Genomic DNA, 19,221 nt, shown 5'->3' with positions numbered 1-19,221 from the left:
CCGATCGCCAAGGAGTCTGTCCATGCGTGCTGTGCTGTTGCGCCCCCTTGCTGTGGGGGCAATTCTCGGAACCGCTGTGTTGGGGGCACCGGGTTCTCCGGTAGCCGCGCCGCCTGAGGAGCCCGCCCTGAAAAGCATCCTCTACTCGACCGGCGGGGTCGCCCTGTTCGAGTACGAGGCGCCGGTCAAGGGCGCCGGAACCCTGAGCCTGACGGTTCGCCTGGACCAGGTGGCGGACGTGCTGCGCTCCCTGTCTGTCTCCGACCCGGCCGGAGCCCCGGCCTACGCCCGCCTTGCCGTCCGCTCGCCGCTGGACGAGCGGTTCCGGGATCTGCCCTTCAGCCGCCAGGATCTGGACTCCCTGCCCCGCCTTCTGGAGGCTCTGAAAGGCGCCCGGGTCGCGGTCAGCGGCCCCGCCTCCATTGAGGGCCAGATTGTCTCGGTCAGCCAGGAGCTGACCCCGGTTCCCGGAACCGACGAGGTGATCGTCCGCCACCGGCTGGGTGTGTGGTCGGACAAGGGGCTGGGGCAGGTTCTGGTGGAGGACATCCGCAGCCTGAACTTCCTGGACGACGGCGTGCGCAAGGCCGTTGACGATGCTCTGGCGGCCCTCGAGGGCGCCCGGGAGAAGGACACCCGCACCCTGACCATCACCCTGGCCAAGGGGGAGACCCGAACCGTGCGCCTTGCCCATGTGGCCGAGGTGCCCCTGTGGAAAAGCAGCTACCGCCTGACCCTGCCGTCCGAGGCCCGGGCCCCCACTCCCGCCCCGAGCCCGGCCCCCACCCCGGGCCCGGCCCGGGAGCGCCAGACCGCGCGCCTTGCCGGCTGGGCCACTCTCGAGAACCTCTCGGGCCAGGACTGGACCGATGTGCGCCTGACCCTGCTTTCGGGCAATCCGGTCACCTTCCGCCAGGATCTGTACAGCCCCTACCATGTGGTCCGCCCGACGGTCCCTGTGGAGGTCTATGGCCGCGTGCTCCCGGCTCCCGACGCGGGGGCGTTCGGCCTCGCGGACAGCTCCGTCCTTCCGGGATCCGGGGCCCAGGAGTTCCAGGCCCGCAAACAGGGCCTCGCCGCCCCAAGCCCGGCGGTCGCCACAGCCGGCGCGATGCGCGAGCGCAACAGCGGCCCGGAAACCGATTCCTTCCTTGCCGCCGACGGGTTCGACATGCCGGATCCGCTGGCCACCGAAGTGGCGGACATCACGGCCCAGGTCCTGTTCACCCTTCCGGGCCCCATCACCCTGGCCAGCGGCCAGTCGCTTCTGGCGCCCCTGGTGGACGAGGCGGTCCCGGCCGAACGGATCGTGCATGTCATGCCGGCGAACGGGGCCCTGACCCCCATGGCCGCCGTGCGCCTGGAAAACGCAACCGCAAGCGCCCTGCCCCCGGGACCGGTCAGCCTGTTCCAGGAGGGGCCCGGCGGCCTTGCCTACCTTGGGGACGCGCGCCTTGGCGTCTTCCCGAAGGGCGAGACCCGGCTTCTGGACTTTGCCGTGGACAACGAGATCACGGTCATGACCGAGGCCCGGCCCTCGCAGCAGACCGGCGGCCTCTCGGCCTCGGGCGGAACCCTGCGGGTGAAACGGGTGGAGCGCATCGTGACCACCTATCATCTGCGCTCGGCCGCCGATGTGCCGCGCACCGTGGTGCTGGACGTCCCGAAAATTCCGGGCTGGACCTTCAACGCGCCTGACGGGATCCGGGCCACCGAGGCCACCTCGTCGAGCCACCGGCTGACCCTGGTGCTGGATCCGAACAGCGAGGTCGCCCTTCCGGTCACGATGGAACGCACGACCTTCGAGAGCATGGCCGCCCACCAGCTGGATATCGACACCCTGGCCGGACTGTCCTCGGACGGCGCCCTGTCGGACGCGGAAAAGGCCGCCATGAAGACCCTCACGGAGGCCGCGTCCAAAGCCGCGGGCGCCCGGGACGAGATCGGAAGGATCGCCAGCGATCTGGCGGACATTTCCTCGGCCCAGGAGGACATCCGCGACAACCTCGGAGCGGTTCCCAAGGGCTCGGATCTGCAGAAACACTTCCTGGCCCGGATGACCGAGCTGGAGACCCGGCGCGCAGACCTGGAAAAGAAGCGCGACGCGGCCCGGAAAGTGGAGACCGATGCCCGAAACGCGCTTGAGACCCTGATCCGGACCCTGGATCTGCCCTAGGGACAAGGGCCCCGGGCCGGCGGGCCAACCCAACGGCGGCGGGCCAACACCCCGGGCCAGCGCCGGCGGGCCAAAACCCCGAACCCGGGGCCACCACGCCGGCGGACCACCACCGGACCCCGCACACCGGGCGCGACAGACCCCTCGCGCCCGGAACGCCGCCGCTGCCGGGGCAAAGGACCGGACACCCCGCCCCGGCCCCACCCCACACGCAGCTCCCATACGGTGACGGACAGCGTCCCGGCCAGAAGACCGCGCTCCCTCAGAAGGGCCGCCCCCCGGCCCTCTCCCCGGGCCGGTGAGGCCCCATCGGATCCCGCCTCCCGGAGCGGCGCCGCCGGGTCGTGACGGCCCTTCGCCACCACACACGCTATAGGCGATCTGACACGCAATCGGCCCCTCCACCGGAGACGGGCGAAGAGCCCGGCGGAACGCCACCTGAGCGTGAAAGGCACGCGTAAAGAGAAAATCCGCCGCCTCGATTCGGCCTCACGACCCCTTCAGACACAACGATTTTCCGAACGCGCACCTCCCAAACCACACCCCTTGGGTGTTATTATCAGAAACTTCTATATCAACTCGCAATTGCAGGTGCAGATTCATTACAAATACGCGAATTCCGGGGGGCCTCCTTTTTTAACACGATCTGACTGTTATATTAAAAAGGCCTGACAGGGAATTAAGGCAACGGCCTCCCACCGGACCCCGGTAAATTTTGCAGCACCGATCCTGTGGCACGGCGACTGTCGGTTCCTCTGTCAGGCACCCAGCACCCCTCGCCGGGACATCCCGGCGGACTGCACCTGATGAGGATGACATGATACACCCCACCATCCGCAGGAACCGGCTGCTTGGCGCCGTCCTGGGGGCGATCGCCCTCCTGGCGTCCACAGCGTTCGCACCGGCCACAGCCAGCGCAGCGGACTACTCGCTGAATATGGGAAGCTTCGGACAGGCCGGGAAGCCATGGGACGCCTCCACCGTGGTCCTGAACGGCGAATTCTGGAGACCCTTTGAACGCGAATCGGTCAAGCACTACCTCTGGGGCAAACGACCGGACAGGACCACCTGGGAGACCAGCTTCTATTCGGCTCCCAAGGGAAGCGGAAACACGGCCGCCACCTTCAGCGACGCCTACAGCTTTTCCCTGAAAACCGCCGCATCCATGGCCTTCAGCCTGCGGCTCTGGGAGAACTCGACCCGTGACTTCACCGATGGCCTGCTTTCGGTCAAGCTCGAGGGCCCGAACGGCTTCCTGAGAACCTCGGACGTGTCCACCGCGGAGCGCTTCTCCACCCTGTGGGCCAACCTGGAGGCCGGGAACTACGTGCTCAGGATCTCGGGAGCCTACACCCCCGAAATCAATCCCGAGAGAGGCAAGTTCCACATCGGATATGTCAGTGGCATGACCTTCAGCGAACCGCTTGGTGACGTGCCCCTGCCGGGTGCCCTTGTCCTTCTGGGCACGGCCCTTGCCGGTGCCGGTATCACGGCGCGCCGGACAGCAAAAGCGGCAAAAGCAGAGGCGTGACGCCCTCCTGACAGAGCCGGATCGGGCCCGGAGGTCTTTCGGGCCCCTTGACCGGAACACCGGGATCCGCAAGCCCCCGTCCACCGCGGACCTGGGGGCGGGACCGCCGGTCGGACCTGCCTGCACACGTGGATACATGCACAGGAATTCATTTTAACCTCTCGCAATGAGAGCCCCTCCCGTCACGGCCGGCGTGAATTGAATGACAGTCACCCCACCTGCCGGACGGCAACCCTGCGGCTCCCGGCGAGCCCCGAAACACTGCTTTCCAGGTCACCCGCACGGACACGACGACCGACCGTCCCACCGGGCGGACCTGGCACACAGATTGTGATGAGGATACAATGTTCCATACGCCTGTCAGCCGGAGTGCCCTGTCCGGCCTGCTTTTTGGCGCTGCAGCCCTGTTTGCCTCTGCCGTGTTTGCTCCGGCGACGGCCGAGGCCAGGGACTACCGGATCAAGCTCGGAAGCTTCAGCACCTCCCTGTCGGAGAGGGACGCCAACGGCGCCCAGCTGACCGGTATCTTCCAGAAGTACGACAACAAGAAGGATCTGCTCCACCTTGTTGCGGGCAAGAAAGCCGGATCCGACAGCTGGCTTACGGAGGTGTTCACAGCCCCTGTGCCCTCAGGCTCAAACCAGGAGTTCTCGGATTCCTACAGCTTCAGCCTGAAGACGGGAGCAACCCTGTCCCTCACCCTGAGCCTTGGCGCCCAATCCCTTGACGTCGCTGACAAAACCCTGATCGTACGCCTTACGCGGGCGGACGGGACACAGGATGTCCGGACGGCTGGCACCCACAACACCTCGCTCCATGTCTTCTCAAATCTCGCAGCCGGAGACTACACGATGAGTATCGCGGGCGCCTACGGAGCGGAGGGAAAATCCCTGGATCTGACGGGATACCGGGTGAGCTATGATGCGAGCATGAGCTTCGGCGAGCCCGTCGGCGACGTGCCCCTGCCGGGCGCCCTGGTCCTTCTGGGCACAGCCCTGGCCGGTGCCGGTGTCACGGCGCGCCGGAAAGCAAAAGCGGCAAAAGCAGAGGCGTGAGGCCGCCCTCCTGACGGAGCCGGATCGGGCCCGGAGGTCTTTCGGGCCCGTTGACCGGAACACCGGGATCCGCCGGACCCCGTCCACCGCGGACAAAGGACCGGGACCGTCAGGAGGCAGCGCCCTGTCAACAGGGCCGGACGCCCCTATCCAATACGTGTTGCAGAAAGGCCCGGAACCGCAGTCCCGGGCCTTTTTTCCTTTTGTGTCCGCCCTTCAGGGCCCTGTTCTTTCCGGGCCGCACGGCCCTGCCGGTGCCGGGCCGCCACGCCACCCGCCCTGCCCGCCCACGTGGCGCTCTCACCGGAGAGCTCGGCCGGAGGACACGGCGCGCGAGGGCGCCCGGTCCCAACCGTGCCCCAAACGGGGAGCGTCCCGCCGTCCCGTCATCCCGGGCCTTTACAGGCCCCGGCGCCCGAAGCGTCTACAGACCGCGGCGCTTGATCTGGCGCTCGGCCTCCGCCTCCAGATCCTTCAGGCGCACCCGTTCCTTCGCACCGGCGGGCAGTTTGGCCTCGGCGCGCTTTGCCTGGATCTGCGCCTCCTTCGGATCCCCACGCGAGAGGGACATTTCGGCCATGGCCCAGGCCGCCCGCCCCTCGTCCGACAACCCGCCATAGGCGTTTGCCAGCTGCCGCCAGCCGAACGGGTTGTCCGGCTCCATGGTCAGGGCCGCCTGGGCCGCCGTGCGCGCGGCCTCGAAATTGGCCGTCCCGCCCAGCTCGTTGTTCACGTGAGCGAGGGCGATCAGAAGCAGCGGCTCGGTGGGCATGAGCCGGGTTGCGGTGGCGTAGGACGCCTTCGCCTCCTCCAGCCTCTGGTGCTCGAAGAGCATCTGGCCCCGAAGCTCATGGAAATAGGCGTCCCGGGGAAACTCGGCGATCAGCCCGTCCAGCAGGGGGAGAGCCCGCGAAAGGTCCGACATCCGGTAGTAGGCAATGGACTGGGCATAGCGCCCCGCCACGCTGGTATCCCGACCAACAGGATAACGCTGGAGCGTCTGGGAGGCGGGCTTCAGAAAGGCGAACAGCTTGGCCTTCATCCGGGCAAACGAGGTCCGGTCCTGAAGCGAGCTCTCATTGGCGCTGTACGCGGACCGGGCCACATGCTGGGCGATCAGGTCCATGCGGTCCTGGGTCAGGGGGTGGGTCCGGGTGTAGGCGTCCTTTGCGTCGGAATAAAGAACCTCCTGCCCCTTCATGACCTCGAAAAAGTTCATCATGCCCCGGGCGGACTGGCCGGTCTGCTCCAGCACTTTCAGGGCGAAGGAGTCGGCCGCGTTTTCCTGGGCCCGGGTGAAGGACAGGAAATCCCGCCCGGCCGCATGGGTGGACCCCAGAAGGACCGCCGCGCCCAGGTCCGGGCGTCCGGACGCCATGCCCGCCACCGCGCCCGCGATGGCTCCGATCAGGCTTGTCACCTGGGCCTGGAACATCTGGTCCTGCAGCCGCAGCAGGTGCCCGCCGGCCAGATGCCCCACCTCGTGGGCCAGAACGCCCTTCAGCTCGCCCGGATCCTCGGCGCGGATAATCAGACCCGAGTTGATGAAAACCCGCATCTCGGTGGTGGCGAAGGCGTTAACGGAATCATCGTTGACAAGACGGAATGTTACGGCAGACTCCCCGATACCGGCGGCGCGCAGCAAGGGCGCCGCGTAGTCCCTGAGGGTATGCTCGATCTCCGAATCCCGGATCAGGGAGACGCCGCGCGCCCAGGCATGTCCGGGCGCAAGCACAAGCGCCACTCCGAGAAAAGCGAGCACCAGGCCCGCCACCGCTCTTGAAGGAACTGAAAAGCCCATGCTGAATACTCCGCCCGCGAGACACGTTTCTCCCGAAAAAGCTAGGGACTTTCGCCGGACCCGTCAATCATCGAGACATCTGGCATCGAGACCTCTGGCATCACGGCTTCTGCCGTCGGGACGTCCGGCATCAACGCCTGCGGGCTCCGGCAAGCGCTCGGGCTGGGGCTGGGGCCGGGCCCGCCTGGCCGCCCTTCTTCTTGGCAGCGCGGGCGCCCTCCTTGCGGGCTGTGCGGAACACCGGGCCCCGGGAACCATCGGCTATGTCCAGGGGTTTTCCGGGCTTGTGACGGCGGACGAGCCGCGAGCGGTTCTTGTGGCCCGCGATGTCCTGTCCTCGGGCGGGAACGCGGCCGACGCCGCCGTTGCCCTCGCCTTCACCCTGGGGGTGACCTATCCGGTCGCCGCCGGGATCGGATCCGAGGGAACGTGCCTCGCCTGGAACGCCAAGAACAATACGGTCGAGAGCCTGTCCTTCAATCCTTCCGCACCGGGAACCGCCATGACGCCGGCACTGGCCCGGGGCCTTTATGCGCTTCACGCCCGCCACGGCTCCCTGCGCTGGGAGGGCCTGCTGGTGCCCTCCGAGAACCTGGCCCGGTTCGGCTTCCCCGTCTCCCGGGCGCTGCACGCGCGCCTGGCCGAGATGCCGCCCCGGAGCGCGGGCCCGTCCGGCTCCGCCTATGACGCGCTGCGCATGGCCCGGGAGGGGGACACGGTCCGCTTCCCGGACCTGGCCAGCACCCTGGGCAGCCTGAGACAGCAGGGCCCGGGCGTTCTTCATCGCGGCCCCATTGCCCGCGAGGTTCTGGCGGGATACAGCGCAACAGGCCACCGCCTCTCGCAGGAGAGCCTCCAGGACGTCCTGCCGGCCTGGGCCCCGTCCGAGGGCACGAAGCTGGGCAACGGACGCCTTCACGCTCTCTTCGGAAACGGGAGCCCCGCCGCCAGCGCCGGGACCACCACCTTCTCGGTCGCGGACCGCAGCGGCAACGCCGTCGCGTGCATCCTGAGCCTGGGCGCCCCCTTCGGGACCGGAGACGTGGTGCCCGGACGCGGCTTCCTCATTGGCGCAGGCGGGAGTGTCCCGGGCCAGGCCCTGCTTCTGGTCAACCAGAACAGCAAGGAGTTCCGGGCCTCCGCCAGCCAGGCGGACACGGGACCGGCCGGGGCCCTGCAGTCGGTCGTGGAAGCCCTTGACGAGGGCACACCCCCGGCAGACGCCATTCGGGACGCGGCCCCGCCGACCGGTGCCTCGGCCCGGGTCAACGTGCTGTCGTGCCCCGAGGGGATTCCGCCCAACCCGGCCAGCTGCCGGGCCCAGGCCGATCCGAGGGGCTCCGGCTACGCGCTCCAGTCCGGGCTGTAAGGCCCCGCGCGCCCGCCACGTTCCCGACCGCTCACACATTGGATCCTCGATGACACTGAAAATCGCCCGCCGGGGCCAGATCCCGCCGTTCCTCGCCATGGATTTCCTGAGGGCCGCCGCCCGCCGGGAGGCGCAGGGAGCCCACGTCTGCCACCTGGAGGTCGGCCAGCCCGCCAGCGGCCTCCCGCCTGCGGCCCTTGCGGAGCTGGGCAAAACCCTGGCGACGGAGCGGATGGGCTACACGGTGGCCCAGGGGATCGAGCCCCTGCGCCACGCGCTGGCCGACATGTACGACACCGTCTATGGGGTCAGCGTCGATCCGGAGCGGATTGTCCTGACCTGCGGATCCTCGGGCGGATTTGTGCTGGCCATCCTGGCCGCGTTCGAGCCCGGCGACCGGGTGGGGATCACCTGCCCGGGCTACCCCGCCTACCGCCACATGCTGAGCGCGCTCGGCTGCGAGCCCGTGCCCATCCGCGTGGACGCCCGAACCGGCTACCGCCTGACCGCGGCCGCGCTGGAGGCCGTGGATCCGCCCCTTGACGGCCTGATTGTGGCCAGCCCCGCCAATCCGACCGGGACGGTCATCCCCGGGCCGGAAATGCAGGCCATCATGACGGTCTGCGACGCCCGGGGCATTCGCCTGATCAGCGACGAGATCTACCACGGCCTGACCTACGCGGATCCCGCAACAACCGTGGCCGGGCTTTCGCCCAACCCCATCGTGGTCAACAGCTTCTCCAAGTTCTACTGCATGACCGGCTGGCGCCTGGGATGGGTGGTGGCACCGGCCGAGCTGCTGCGCCCCATGGAGTGCCTGGCCCAGAACCTCTATATCAGCCCGCCGACCCTGTCCCAGCATGCGGGGATCCTCGCCCTGCGCCACCGGGCGGACTTCGACGTCCTGCGGGAGACCTACGCCCGGAACCGCGCCCTTCTGTCTGCGGCCCTGCCGGAGCTCGGGATCCGGCATTTCGCCCCGGCCGACGGCGCGTTCTACCTGTATGCGGATGTCTCGGACATCACGTCGGACAGTCTGGCGTTCTGCGAGCGCATGCTGGAGGAAACAGGCGTCGCGACAACGCCTGGCCTGGACTTCGATGACGGGGAGGGCTCCCGGTTTGTCCGCTTCAGCTTCTGCACCACCACGGCGGAAATCGAGGAGGCAGTCCGACGGCTGAAAGCCTGGCTCTGAACACGGGTCTCTGAAAACGGAGCGCTGAAGGACAGTCCCCCGGAAAGGGGGCCGCACGGGTCCGGGCCCGGCGTCCCTGTTCCGTGGCATCGGCTGCGGTGCGGGAGGACAGGAACAGCCGCTGGACAGACGACGGCGCAAGCCGCCAGGATCCCCCACGCCGGGCCTCTACAGGGAAAGCGAAAGGGGCAGCCACAGGGTCAGCCACAGGGACGGCAGCCCCGGCATGCAGACGGCAACACCCCCCGGAACGGCAGCCCGGAGCCCCCGACGCGCGGCCCCCAACCCGCCGTTCTCCCGAGCCCGGCACACGGAAGCCCTGACAGGAACGCCACCGCGGCCCGACGGTTCGCCCCAACGGTTCGCCCCGACGGTTCGCCCTGCGCACACGATCCGAACACACGATCCACATATGGGCGGGCCCTGACACGCCGCATACTCACGCCCTCCCGACAGGGGTGCCCCCTTGAACGAGAACGCGGAGCACAAATATCCAAGAGTAATCCGGCAAAACAGCCCATATTGCGGGCACCCTTCCGGACGGCGGGCTTGCGGATCCCCCCGGCGGCACCGCCGTTTGAACGTAAGCCTTGCCGTTTCGGCTCCCAAGTGCTTACGATCAGAGTCAGAGCGACGATTCAGGACCGTGCCGGACCGCAAGCGCCCGATTGCCTCCCCGGCTCCGGCGGCAGCAGTTCCCGGCTGCCCCCGTGTCCCTGTTCCGCAGCCCGGTGTCCTGGACAGTCCGGGCGGCCCCGCCGACGCACGCGCCATACGGTGTGCCGCTTGCAGGGCCTGACCCTCCGCGCCCCTTACCGGGGCCAGACTCCGCCCCCTGTTGCGACGCGCAAGCCCCTGCGCGCCGGGGCGTCAACGACCCTGTACCCCCGGAGCGCCGGTGCCCCTCGCTCCGGAGCGACGTTCAGCCTGCGTCTCTTGTCTACCCAAGGGAGTCTCCTGTGGATCAACCGGATCTCACACCACCCCGCTTCTTTTTCTCGCCCCCGGCCATGCCCTGCCCCTATCTTCCGGGGCAGACCGAACGCAAGGTCGTGACGACCCTCTCGGGGAGCGATGTCGACGGGCTTCACAACAGCCTGTCCCTTGCGGGCTTCCGGCGTTCCCACAACATTGCCTACACCCCCGCCTGTCTGGGCTGCTCGGCGTGCATCCCGGTTCGGATCAACGCCACCGACTTCGTCATGACCCGGTCCTTCCGCCGCACCCGGGATATGAACACCTCCCTGAGGGGCACGCTGGAGAAGCCCGAGGCGACCGTGGAGCAGTACCACCTGTTCTCCCGCTATGAAAACGACCGGCACAGCGATTCCGACATGGCCCTGATGGGCTTTTTTGAATACCGGGCCATGATCGAGGACAGCCCGATCGAAACGTCGCTGGCCATGTTCCGCGATCCCGAGGGCCAACTGGTGGCCGCCTGTCTGGTGGACCACCTGAACGACGGGTTCTCGGCCGTGTACTCGTTCTTCGACACCACACTGCCGGCCCAACGCAGCCTGGGCACCTGGATCGTCCTCTGGCTTGTGGAGGAGTGCCAGAGACAGAACCTCCCGTACGTGTACCTGGGCTACTGGGTGAACGGGAGCCGGAAGATGGACTACAAACGCCGCTTCCGCCCGCTGGAGGCCCTGGGCCCCGACGGCTGGGCCCCCCTCACGATCCCGGACCCCTGAGCCCTACGCTCCCCTTCCCTCGTCGCCCGCGGCCCCACCCGGGCCACCGCACGCCATAAGACCTTGGGCGCCCCTGCCCCGCCGCAGCGCCCCGCAGCACGCCCCCGGCCCCGCGGCTGCCCCGACCCGCGCGCCCGGGAACCCGGGCCATGCCCCCGGAGCGGACCGCACGCCCGACCACGGTAGCGGGTCACCGCCCTGCCCCCTCCGCCCGCCCGGCGCGGCTCCATCCCCGGGACAGCCACCCTCCGGCTGCACAGGCAGCCCCGGGGCTGTCCGCACCGCCGGTTTGCAGCCCCGGCGGGCCGTATTAGGTCTTGCATTCCGAGTACCGGAGCGAGTATCGTCCGCGCGAGGACGAATAGAGTACCGGCGTGCCGTGCCGATGTCCTTTGTGGTTTCCCGGACGGAACATGGAAAAGCCGGCTTTGATCCCGCGGGTTTCGGCTTTGCACAGTGCGCCGGGGCACGGACAGCCGGTCGCTCACAGGAGCGGTTTCCCGGTCCGGACACCCCCGCGCCAGCCCCGAAGGGGGCTGTGGTGGCCTGTTTCTCGGGTACGGCACGTTCAAAGGGTCGCAATCAAAGGGTCGCAATCCGGTCCTTTTACTGACCAAGTCGCTGGCCAGAGGCATTCCCTCCGGCCATTTTGCCGTTTTCGGGTGTGTCCCCGTCCCGTTGTCATCCAACAAAAAAGAGCATCAAGAGAACCGTATCCATGCAGCTCACCGAAACGCTTAATGACTCCCTCAAGCGGGAATTCACCGTGTCCCTGTCCGCCGAAGAGGTGAAGGAGCGCATCGACGCCCGCCTTGACACGCTCAAGGACCAGGTTCGCCTTCCCGGCTTCCGTCCTGGCAAGATCCCCATGTCGCTGATGCGGAAGCGGTATGCGAAAGGCGCTCTCGGAGAGATTGCGGATGCCGTGGTCAAGGAAGCCCTGGACGACCTGACGGACAAGCAGGGCCTGCGCCCCGCCACCCAGCCCAAGCTGGATGTGGAGGGCGAGCTCTCCGAAACCGGTCCCATGACCCTGAAGATCAGCTTCGAGATCCTCCCCGAGATCCCCGAGCCGGACTTCTCCTCCATCAGCCTCGAGCGCGAGGTCATCACGATCGACGAGACCACGATCGATGAGACCCTCGAGGAAATGCGCTCCTACGCCAAGGAGTTCGAGAACGCCGGTGCCGACGCCGCCGCTGAGAACGGAAGCGTTGTCGAGATCGACTTCATCGGCCGCATCGACGGCGAGGCCTTCGAGAACGGCAGCGCCAACGGCCACGACCTGGAGCTGGGCTCCGGCCAGTTCATCCCCGGCTTCGAGGAGCAGCTGATCGGCGCCAAGGCCGGCGACAAGCGTGACGTGACCGTGTCCTTCCCCGAGGACTACCCGGCCCCGACCCTCGCGGGCAAGGAAGCCGTGTTCGAGGTCACCGTGCACGCGGTCAAGAAGGCCGTCCTGCCCGAGCTCGACGACGCCCTGGCCAAGACCATGGGTGCCGACACCCTGGACGCCCTGAAGGAGCAGATCCGTACCCGTCTGCGCGCGGACTACGACAAGATCGCCTTCGACCGCCTGAAGCCCCGCCTTCTGGACGCGCTCGCGCCGCTGGTGGACTTCCCGGTGCCCGAGAGCATGCTGGAGATCGAGTTCTCGACCATCTGGCGCGAGATCGAGACCGCCCTCAAAAATGACACCCTGGACGACGAGGACAAGGGCAAGTCGGAAGACGAGCTCCGTGCCGAGTACCGGGAGATCGCGATCCGCCGCATGCGCCTTGGCCTGCTGCTGGCCGAGACGGGCCGTCGCAACAACATCACCATCTCCCGCCAGGAGATGAACGAGCTGCTCCAGCGCGAGCTGCGGAACTTCCCGGGCCAGGAACAGCTGGTCCTGGACTACTACCGCAACAACCCCAACGCGGTGGACCACCTCCGTGCGCCCCTGTTCGAGGACAAGGCCTGCCAGTACATCCTGGAGAAGGCCAAGGTCACCGACAAGCCGATCACCATGGCCGAGCTGCGCGCCGAGATCGAGGGTGCCAGCGCCGAGACCGAGGACAAGCCGAAGAAGACCCGCGCCCGCAAGAAGAAGGCGGACGAGGCGGCCTCCGAGTAAGGTCCGGGTTCAGGCCCCTCCGGCTTCGGCCGCAGGGGCCGGACGACGGCAGAAAACAGAAGCCCCCGGTTTTTCCGGGGGCTTTCTTTTTGCAGGCCCGTCGCAGGATTTGTGCGGGATTTGTACGGGACTTTCGCAGGCTGGTCCGCTGAGCCCCGCCAGCCCCGGGCACGATCCGGCCACCCGGATCAGCGCGAACACGATCACGCGCCACCGTTATCCGGGCGCGTCACACCGGAAACGGACGCCAGGGGTGGTCCGCCCCCCGGGGCACGCATGCGCCCTCCCAGGGGAAAGACCTCCACCTCCCCCTCTCGGGGGGACTGCCCCCCTCCGACACCCGGCGGCCGCTCAGGGAGCGAGACCCGTGATCACAACGGCCCCCGTATCGGCACAGCGCCGCCCCTCCACCCCCCAGACCTGACGCAGCAGGGCGGGGGTCAGAACGTCCGCGGCCGCGCCCTGCGCCACCAGCTGCCCCCGGTCCAGAACGCACAGCCGGTCGGCATACCCGGCCATCAGGGACAGGTCATGGTCCGCACAGACCACCGTGCGGCCCTCCTCGCGACACAGGGTCTGCAACAGGGCGCAGATCTCGATCCGGTGACAGACATCCAGACCGGCCAGAGGCTCGTCCAGAAGCAGAAGCCCCGTGTCCTGGGCCAGGGCCCGGGCCAGATACACGGCCTGCCGCTCTCCGCCCGACAGCTCCTCCAGGCTCCGGTTCCGCCAGGCTCCGATCCCCAGACGCTCCAGCGCCCGGTCCACCGCCTCGATATCCGCGGGCGCGGGCCGGAAGCCCATGCGGGGCGTGCGACCAATCAGAACCGCCTCGAACACGCTGATAGCAGCCGGAACGGTCAGCTGGGGAACGTAGGCCAGACGCCGGGCCCGGTGCCCGGGCGCCACCCTCCCAAGCGGTGCGCCGTCCATCTCCAGCGCACCGGCCCGAGGCGGCAGGATCCCGGCCAGGGTCCGCAGAAGGGTGCTCTTGCCCGAACCGTTCGGGCCCAGAAGCCCGACAAAGCCGCCCGGCCCGAGTGTCAGGCTGACGGGCCCGAAGCGCGTCCGGCGGTCCGGACCGAAGACCAGGTCCCGGGCCTCGAGACACGGCACGGACGCCCCGAAGACGGGCTGCGCGGGGGATACACGCGCCCTCATGAGCCGCCTCCCCACCAGTCCCGGCGCCGGCGCAGCAGAAGGAACAGGAAGAACGGGCCGCCGATCAAAGCCGTCGCCACACCCACGGGCAGTTCCTGGGGCGCAAACAGGGTCCGCGCCAGCGTGTCCGCGCCAAGAAGCAACAGCGCCCCTGTCAGCATGGAGGCCGGAACCAGCCAGCGGTTGTCATGTCCGAAAATCAGGCGGGCCATATGGGGCGCGATCAGCCCCACGAAGGCGATGGCCCCGCAGGCGGACACCACAACCGCGCTGATGAGCGCCGAAAGCCCCAGGGTGACCAGACGCAGACGCCGCACGTTGATGCCCGCGGAAAACGCCGTCTCGTCCCCCAGGGCGAGCGCATTCAGCTTCTGGGAGATCCCCAGAAGGACGACGGCACCGGGAACCAGGACCAGGCTCACCATGGCCACCCGGGATCCGTCCGCGTTCCACAGGCTGCCAACGCCCCAGAAGACCATGGCCCGCAGATCCTGCCAGGGGGCCAGGTACTGGAGAAAGATGGTGGCGCCGGAGAAAATGAACCCCACCGCAATTCCCGCCAGGATCACGGTTTCCCGGGAGGCCCGGCGGACCGTGGCCACAAGCCAGGCAATCAGGGTGGCGCACAGGGCTCCGGCAAAGGCACACAGGGCAATGAGGATGTCTCCTGCTACAAACTGGAGCCGGGAGCCGGCAATAATGGCACACGAGGCCCCGAAGGCCGCCCCCGCCGACACGCCGAGAACCGAGGGCGACACCAGGGGATTGTTCAGAACCGCCTGGGTTCCCGCTCCGGCAACGGCCAGCCCCGCTCCGGCCAGGATGGCCAGCGCCACCCGGGGCAGACGCACCTCCCACAGGATGGCGCCCACACCGTCGGAGGTTTCGGGCGACCACAGGGCGCCCACCGTCTGCCCCAGGCTCAGGGACATTGTCCCGGACGCAAGGGCCAGAAGCGTCGTGCCCCCAAGAACCAGGGCCAGAAGGACCAGCCCCAAAATCCGCAGGCGCTCCGGGGTCCGATTGAGCGTTTTCGATGTCATCCCGGGGCCGCTCATGGGACGATCAGAGCCGTGTCAGGGGGAAGGTCCGAAGGCGCGATACCGTAAACCTCGGACAGAAAGGCCCGGTAGCGCGCGGGCACATCCACCCCGGCGAAGGCCTGCGGATGCAGGCGGGAGGCAAGCAGCGCCGCTCCCCACATCGCCCGGGGCCCATAGGTCAGGGGGCCGTCCATGGTGATCACCGGGATATCGCCGAACGCCGCCTCCCGCACAAAAGCCGCATGGGCCCGGGCCAGGGCCTCGCTGTCGGGATCCGCCCCCTCCGGCGGGACATGAAGGATGAAGTCCGGACGGTTGGCCCGAACCCACTCCCGGGACACCACCGGGAACGGCCCGTCAAGGTCGGCGGCCACGTTCCGCGCGCCGGCGGTTTCCAGGGTCAGGCGCCGCGATGCGCTGGAGAAGGTGAAATAAAGCCCCGCCGCCCCGGCCACAATCAGGCCGGATGGCCTGTGCTTCCCGTCCACACGGGACAGGGCCCCGGAGAGAAGTTCCCGGGGCACGGACACGGCCCGGTCCAGGAAGGCCTGCGCCCCGTCCCGGTGCCCGAAACGCTCCCCCAGCGCCACGGTGGCCCGGACCATGTCCGAGGTCTCGTAGACGTCCATCGCCTCAACCGGGATGTGGTGGGGGGTGAGACGCGCCCCGAGACTGGCAAAATGACCGTCAGACAGGACCAGATCAGGACGCTGGCGGACAATGGCCTCCAGGTTGGGCCAGGAGGCATCCCCCATGTCCGGAGCCTTCCGCACGGCGGGAGGAAAGGTGGTCCACCGGGTGCGTCCCACGATCCGGTCTCCCAGCCCGATCCCGTAGAGAATTTCAACGATCGGGCCTCCCAGGGCCACGATCCGGGGTGAGGGGGACGCGCTTGCGTCCGGGCGAGCGTCCGGACGGTTCTCCGGGGGTGTATCCGGGTTCCCGCCCCCGTTCGCCGCCGGGCGAGCTGAAGGGCTTCCGGTCGGGTTTCTGGCCGGGTGTGCACCCGGATTTTCCCCCGGGGGCCCAGCCGGCCCTGCTCCCGCCTTTGTCCCCGTTTTCGCGTCCGCATTCGCCCCCGGGCTGCCGTCCGCGCTGACGGCCGGACCGGCTGTGGGTCCGTCGGCCGTTGCGGTTCGCGCAACGCCCGGGACCGCCAGCGCAAGGCACAGCAGGAGCGGAAGAAGAAAAGCCGGCCAGGGGGTGCGTCTGTGTCGACCTGTCATGTCCTCCGCTCCCGATCCGTCGGCCTAGAACGTGACCCGAAGACCGCCGTAGGCGGCGATCCCGGGCATGCCATAGCCCTGGACCGTATAGGTCTTGTCCAGCAGGTTCTCGACCCGGCCGTAGACTTCCCAGTTCTCGTTCAGCGTCCAGGAGGAGGCCAGGTCAACCGTGAAGAACGAGCCGTTCTTGTGATTGGGCCAGGTGCTGATGTGGGAGCTCTGCCAGCGCCCGGAGACGGACACGGACAGGGGCTCGAGAGGCCGCACGGTCAGCGTGCCCACCATGCGGCTTTCCGGAAGGTCGCGGTCCGTTTTCCACTGCCCGGCCGCATCCGTCGAGCGGGAGCGCGCGTGCGTGAAGGCGGCGCTCAGGTCCACCTGGTCGAGCGGGCTGGCGCTGGCGGACAGCTCGAAGCCGTGGACCCGGCTCTTGCCCCGGGTGACGTAGGCATACGAGGGGCTGTCCCACGCGATCCTGTCACGGTACTGGGTCAGGAACACCGAGGCCCCCAGGTGGGCCCGCCCGTCCCAGAGGCTCTGCTCCACGCCGCCTTCCCAGCTCAGGGACTTCTCGGGCCGGAGGTTGGGGTTGCCCACAGTCACCACACGTCCCGTAAAGTAGTTGTAGCCCCGCCCGTACAGCTCGTAGGGCGAGGGCGCCCGATAGCCGCTGGCCACCGAGCCGTAAACCCGGGTGGCGGTGGGGAACAGGTAGGACAGCCCCGCATCAAACGTGGAGTGGGACTCGAACTCGGAGTGCCAGTTGTAGCGCCCGCCCAGGGTCAGGTTGAGGCGGTCCTCCAGAAAGCCGAACAGGGCCTTTCCGAACACCGCGTAGTTGCCCACCTTTTCCTTCAGCGTAATGCCCGGAGTTCCGTACACCGCGCTGGGAACGCTCTTCTGATAGAACTTGTCGCCCTCGTATTCCAGGCCGGCAATCAGGGTCAGGGCGTCCACCGGACGGATAATGTTCAAAGCCTCGGCATAGACCGTGTCGCCGTTGAACAGGTCACGGCCCTTGCCGTCCTCCCCGGAGCTGGAGTTGAGCCCCCGGTAGCTGCGTTCCGTTCGGGTGTAGGCCACCTTCAGGCGCGAGGTCCAGATGTCCGAGAACTCGTGGGACAGGGTCAGGCCGTTCAGATAGAGGTCGGCCCGGTTGTAGTTCCCGTCCCCCGCCGCGTACTGGTGCCCCGGCACGGTCAGACGGTCGGTGACGGCCTTGGACAGGCTGGTGAGGGAGGTCCACTCCAGCGTGGTGCTGTCACCGAGGCGCACGCCCGCACCGGCCGTGGTTCCGGCCTGCTTCGCCCACAGGCCCCGATAGCCGTCGGTGCTCATGGCCTGGGGGGAGGCGTGGGCGTACCAGGCGGGGCCGCCGTCGAGACCGGCGCTGCCATAGGACACGCTGGCGCCAGCGCGCCCGGTCCCGAAGCTGCCGCCCTCCCCGTACACGCCCGCCTTCAGGCCCTGCCCCCACTTGCCCGACGGCATGAGGCTGATGACACCGGCCATGGCGCTGGAGCCGTACAGGCTGCTTTCAGCACCCTTCAGAACCTCGACCCGGTCAAGGGCGCCCTGGGCCAGCCCGAAGTTCGCCAGAAAGCCCTGGAAGCCAAGCTGGATGTCCGCGATGTCCCGAAGGGGAATATCGTCAAAGCGGTACTGGGTCATGTAGGCGCGCCCGCCCCGAATGGAGACGCTGCTCATGCGCCCCGGGCCGCCCTGGTTGAGGGAAAACACCCCCGGCGCCTGGTCAAGGGCCCCGAGAAGCCCGTTGACCTGTCGGGTCTTCATGGCCTCGCTGCTGATCACATCGACCGAGCGGGTCAGGCGCCAGACGGGAACCTCGGTCTTGGCGGCCGAGACAACCACGTCGGGGAAAACAAGACCGGTCGTAACCGGCGGGGGGGTGGATACGGCAGTCTGCTCCCCATCCCCGGTCCGGGCGTGGGATGCTGATGCAAGGGAACAGACGGCAAAAGCGAGACACACTGGTCCGCTCAGGCTGCGTGAAAGAGCCTTTCGCATGGCGGGATCTCCTGAAAAACCGCGTTAGCAGGAACCTTATGGAACCGGGCGAACGTCCGGTGCCGCACTGCGGTCCTGCCTGCCTGTTTTTCGGGACTGCCGGGAGCACCTGGTCAAGGGCCCCTCCGGAAAACCACGCCACGCCGGTCGCGAGTGCACCACCCGGGCACGTCCGGTACATCGCGGTCGGTCTTCCGACTTCCGGATCATCCGAAAGACCGCTCGCCTTCCCACCCTCTGTCCTGTCCGGCCCCAAAGCGGGGCGCGGACAAAAACGCTTGGGCAGTGGCGTCCCCCATCGTGAGGGATCATCGGCCTTCGTCCCCGGTTACGGCGGCGGGTCCGTGCCGGAATCTCACCGGCTTCCCTGCTTCGGACAGGTCAAACCTCTCCGAAAGCACCGCAATGCGCAGGCACTCTAGGCGAGGGTCAGGATGTCGTAAAGGTGAAAGATGAAAATTCGGTAAGTCCACACCGGCCCACCGCCCTGAAAACGGCGGGTAGCGGGCAACCGGAACCGGGTAACGGGCAACCCGAAGGGGGTGCCGGAAGCCCCGGGGCGGATACCGGGAGACCCAATCCGGATGCCGGAGAACCCGGACAGAGGTACCCGGAGACCCGATGGGGATACGGGGAAACCTGGGCGGGGCCCGACGTCCTGTGAGAGGGAGGAGCCCCCACGGGTCACGGGCTGCACGCAGGAAATGCAGGCGGAGGGCAGCGCCGGGGCCAGACAGTGTCCGCGTGCAAGGCAGCCGGGTGGCGCCGGCGTCACCGGATCCGCGCGTGAGCCCCAGTGACGGATGCCACCGCAGTGTCCCCT

At 68.1% G+C, this 19,221-nt stretch carries 12 protein-coding genes and 1 riboswitch; of the genes, 7 read left to right on the top strand and 5 right to left on the bottom strand.

The features are described from left to right. Positions 1-22 precede the first annotated feature (22 nt). The 3 genes from IHV25_RS04485 to IHV25_RS04475 all read left to right on the top strand — a co-directional run bounded on the left by IHV25_RS04485 (position 23) and on the right by IHV25_RS04475 (position 4,762). Entirely contained in the window at positions 23-2,176 is a 2,154-nt protein-coding gene (locus IHV25_RS04485) for a hypothetical protein (RefSeq protein WP_192533902.1), read from the top strand. A gap of 817 nt (positions 2,177-2,993) precedes the next feature. Next, the gene (locus tag IHV25_RS04480; RefSeq protein ID WP_192533901.1) at positions 2,994-3,707 is read left to right on the top strand and encodes a hypothetical protein; all 714 of its coding nucleotides are present in this window, start codon (positions 2,994-2,996) and stop codon (positions 3,705-3,707) included. Positions 3,708-4,051: 344 nt separating this feature from the next. Next, the gene (locus IHV25_RS04475) at positions 4,052-4,762 is read left to right on the top strand and encodes a hypothetical protein (protein WP_192533900.1); all 711 of its coding nucleotides are present in this window, start codon (positions 4,052-4,054) and stop codon (positions 4,760-4,762) included. 424 nt (positions 4,763-5,186) lie between these two features. Here the strand turns inward: IHV25_RS04475 and IHV25_RS04470 are convergent, their stop codons facing one another. Beyond that, positions 5,187-6,563, bottom strand: coding sequence for a M48 family metalloprotease (locus tag IHV25_RS04470; RefSeq protein ID WP_192533899.1), 1,377 nt, complete (start codon positions 6,561-6,563; stop codon positions 5,187-5,189). On the opposite strand from IHV25_RS04470, the gene IHV25_RS04465 reads away from it, so the two are divergent. The 4 genes from IHV25_RS04465 (at position 6,562) to tig (ending at position 12,940) form a co-directional block, all read left to right on the top strand. After that, positions 6,562-7,932 carry a gamma-glutamyltransferase gene (locus IHV25_RS04465; protein ID WP_192533898.1) on the top strand — a complete coding sequence of 457 codons (1,371 nt, stop codon included), beginning with the start codon at positions 6,562-6,564 and terminating at the stop codon, positions 7,930-7,932. The two genes, IHV25_RS04470 and IHV25_RS04465, sit on opposite strands and share 2 nt — an antisense overlap. Before the next feature lie 49 nt (positions 7,933-7,981). Further along, positions 7,982-9,127, top strand: a complete 1,146-nt coding sequence (locus IHV25_RS04460) for a pyridoxal phosphate-dependent aminotransferase (RefSeq protein WP_192533897.1) — start codon at positions 7,982-7,984, stop codon at positions 9,125-9,127. Positions 9,128-10,086: 959 nt separating this feature from the next. Then, entirely contained in the window at positions 10,087-10,821 is a 735-nt protein-coding gene (locus tag IHV25_RS04455; RefSeq protein ID WP_192533896.1) for an arginyltransferase, read from the top strand. A gap of 718 nt (positions 10,822-11,539) precedes the next feature. Further along, positions 11,540-12,940 (top strand): trigger factor, encoded by a 1,401-nt coding sequence (tig, locus tag IHV25_RS04450; RefSeq protein ID WP_192533895.1) that lies wholly within the window; start codon positions 11,540-11,542, stop codon positions 12,938-12,940. 351 nt (positions 12,941-13,291) lie between these two features. Here tig and IHV25_RS04445 read toward each other — a convergent pair whose 3' ends face one another. From IHV25_RS04445 to IHV25_RS04430, 4 genes are all read right to left on the bottom strand, one after another. Beyond that, positions 13,292-14,101: an ABC transporter ATP-binding protein gene (locus IHV25_RS04445; protein WP_192533894.1), complete on the bottom strand. Its 810-nt coding sequence runs from the start codon at positions 14,099-14,101 to the stop codon at positions 13,292-13,294. Further along, positions 14,098-15,144 (bottom strand): FecCD family ABC transporter permease, encoded by a 1,047-nt coding sequence (locus IHV25_RS04440; RefSeq protein WP_192533893.1) that lies wholly within the window; start codon positions 15,142-15,144, stop codon positions 14,098-14,100. Before IHV25_RS04440 ends, IHV25_RS04445 begins: the two co-directional genes overlap by 4 nt. Before the next feature lie 11 nt (positions 15,145-15,155). Then, the gene (locus IHV25_RS04435) at positions 15,156-16,013 is read right to left on the bottom strand and encodes an ABC transporter substrate-binding protein (protein WP_192533892.1); all 858 of its coding nucleotides are present in this window, start codon (positions 16,011-16,013) and stop codon (positions 15,156-15,158) included. Between the two features lie 381 nt (positions 16,014-16,394). Further along, positions 16,395-18,242 carry a TonB-dependent receptor domain-containing protein gene (locus tag IHV25_RS04430; RefSeq protein ID WP_192533891.1) on the bottom strand — a complete coding sequence of 616 codons (1,848 nt, stop codon included), beginning with the start codon at positions 18,240-18,242 and terminating at the stop codon, positions 16,395-16,397. Between the two features lie 323 nt (positions 18,243-18,565). Continuing rightward, a riboswitch (cobalamin riboswitch) is annotated at positions 18,566-18,818 on the bottom strand. Positions 18,819-19,221: the final 403 nt, after the last annotated feature.

The sequence above is a fragment of the Phaeovibrio sulfidiphilus genome, assembly GCF_014861485.1.
In the GTDB taxonomy this organism is placed as follows: Bacteria; Pseudomonadota; Alphaproteobacteria; order Rhodospirillales; family Rhodospirillaceae; genus Phaeovibrio; species Phaeovibrio sulfidiphilus.
Note: the sequence above shows the minus strand (reverse complement) of the source record. Positions and strands in the feature narration are given on the sequence as shown.

What these genes read in the sequence shown, in the direction of transcription:
- IHV25_RS04485 (WP_192533902.1), top strand. Translation starts at nt 23, where the DNA reads ATGCGTGCTGTGCTGTTGCGCCCCCTTGCTGTGGGGGCAATTCTCGGA.
- IHV25_RS04465 (WP_192533898.1), top strand. Translation starts at nt 6,562, where the DNA reads ATGCTGAATACTCCGCCCGCGAGACACGTTTCTCCCGAAAAAGCTAGG.
- tig (WP_192533895.1), top strand. Translation starts at nt 11,540, where the DNA reads ATGCAGCTCACCGAAACGCTTAATGACTCCCTCAAGCGGGAATTCACC.
- IHV25_RS04440 (WP_192533893.1), bottom strand. Translation starts at nt 15,144, where the DNA reads ATGACATCGAAAACGCTCAATCGGACCCCGGAGCGCCTGCGGATTTTG.
- IHV25_RS04470 (WP_192533899.1), bottom strand. Translation starts at nt 6,563, where the DNA reads ATGGGCTTTTCAGTTCCTTCAAGAGCGGTGGCGGGCCTGGTGCTCGCT.
- IHV25_RS04480 (WP_192533901.1), top strand. Translation starts at nt 2,994, where the DNA reads ATGATACACCCCACCATCCGCAGGAACCGGCTGCTTGGCGCCGTCCTG.
- IHV25_RS04475 (WP_192533900.1), top strand. Translation starts at nt 4,052, where the DNA reads ATGTTCCATACGCCTGTCAGCCGGAGTGCCCTGTCCGGCCTGCTTTTT.
- IHV25_RS04445 (WP_192533894.1), bottom strand. Translation starts at nt 14,101, where the DNA reads ATGAGGGCGCGTGTATCCCCCGCGCAGCCCGTCTTCGGGGCGTCCGTG.
- IHV25_RS04460 (WP_192533897.1), top strand. Translation starts at nt 7,982, where the DNA reads ATGACACTGAAAATCGCCCGCCGGGGCCAGATCCCGCCGTTCCTCGCC.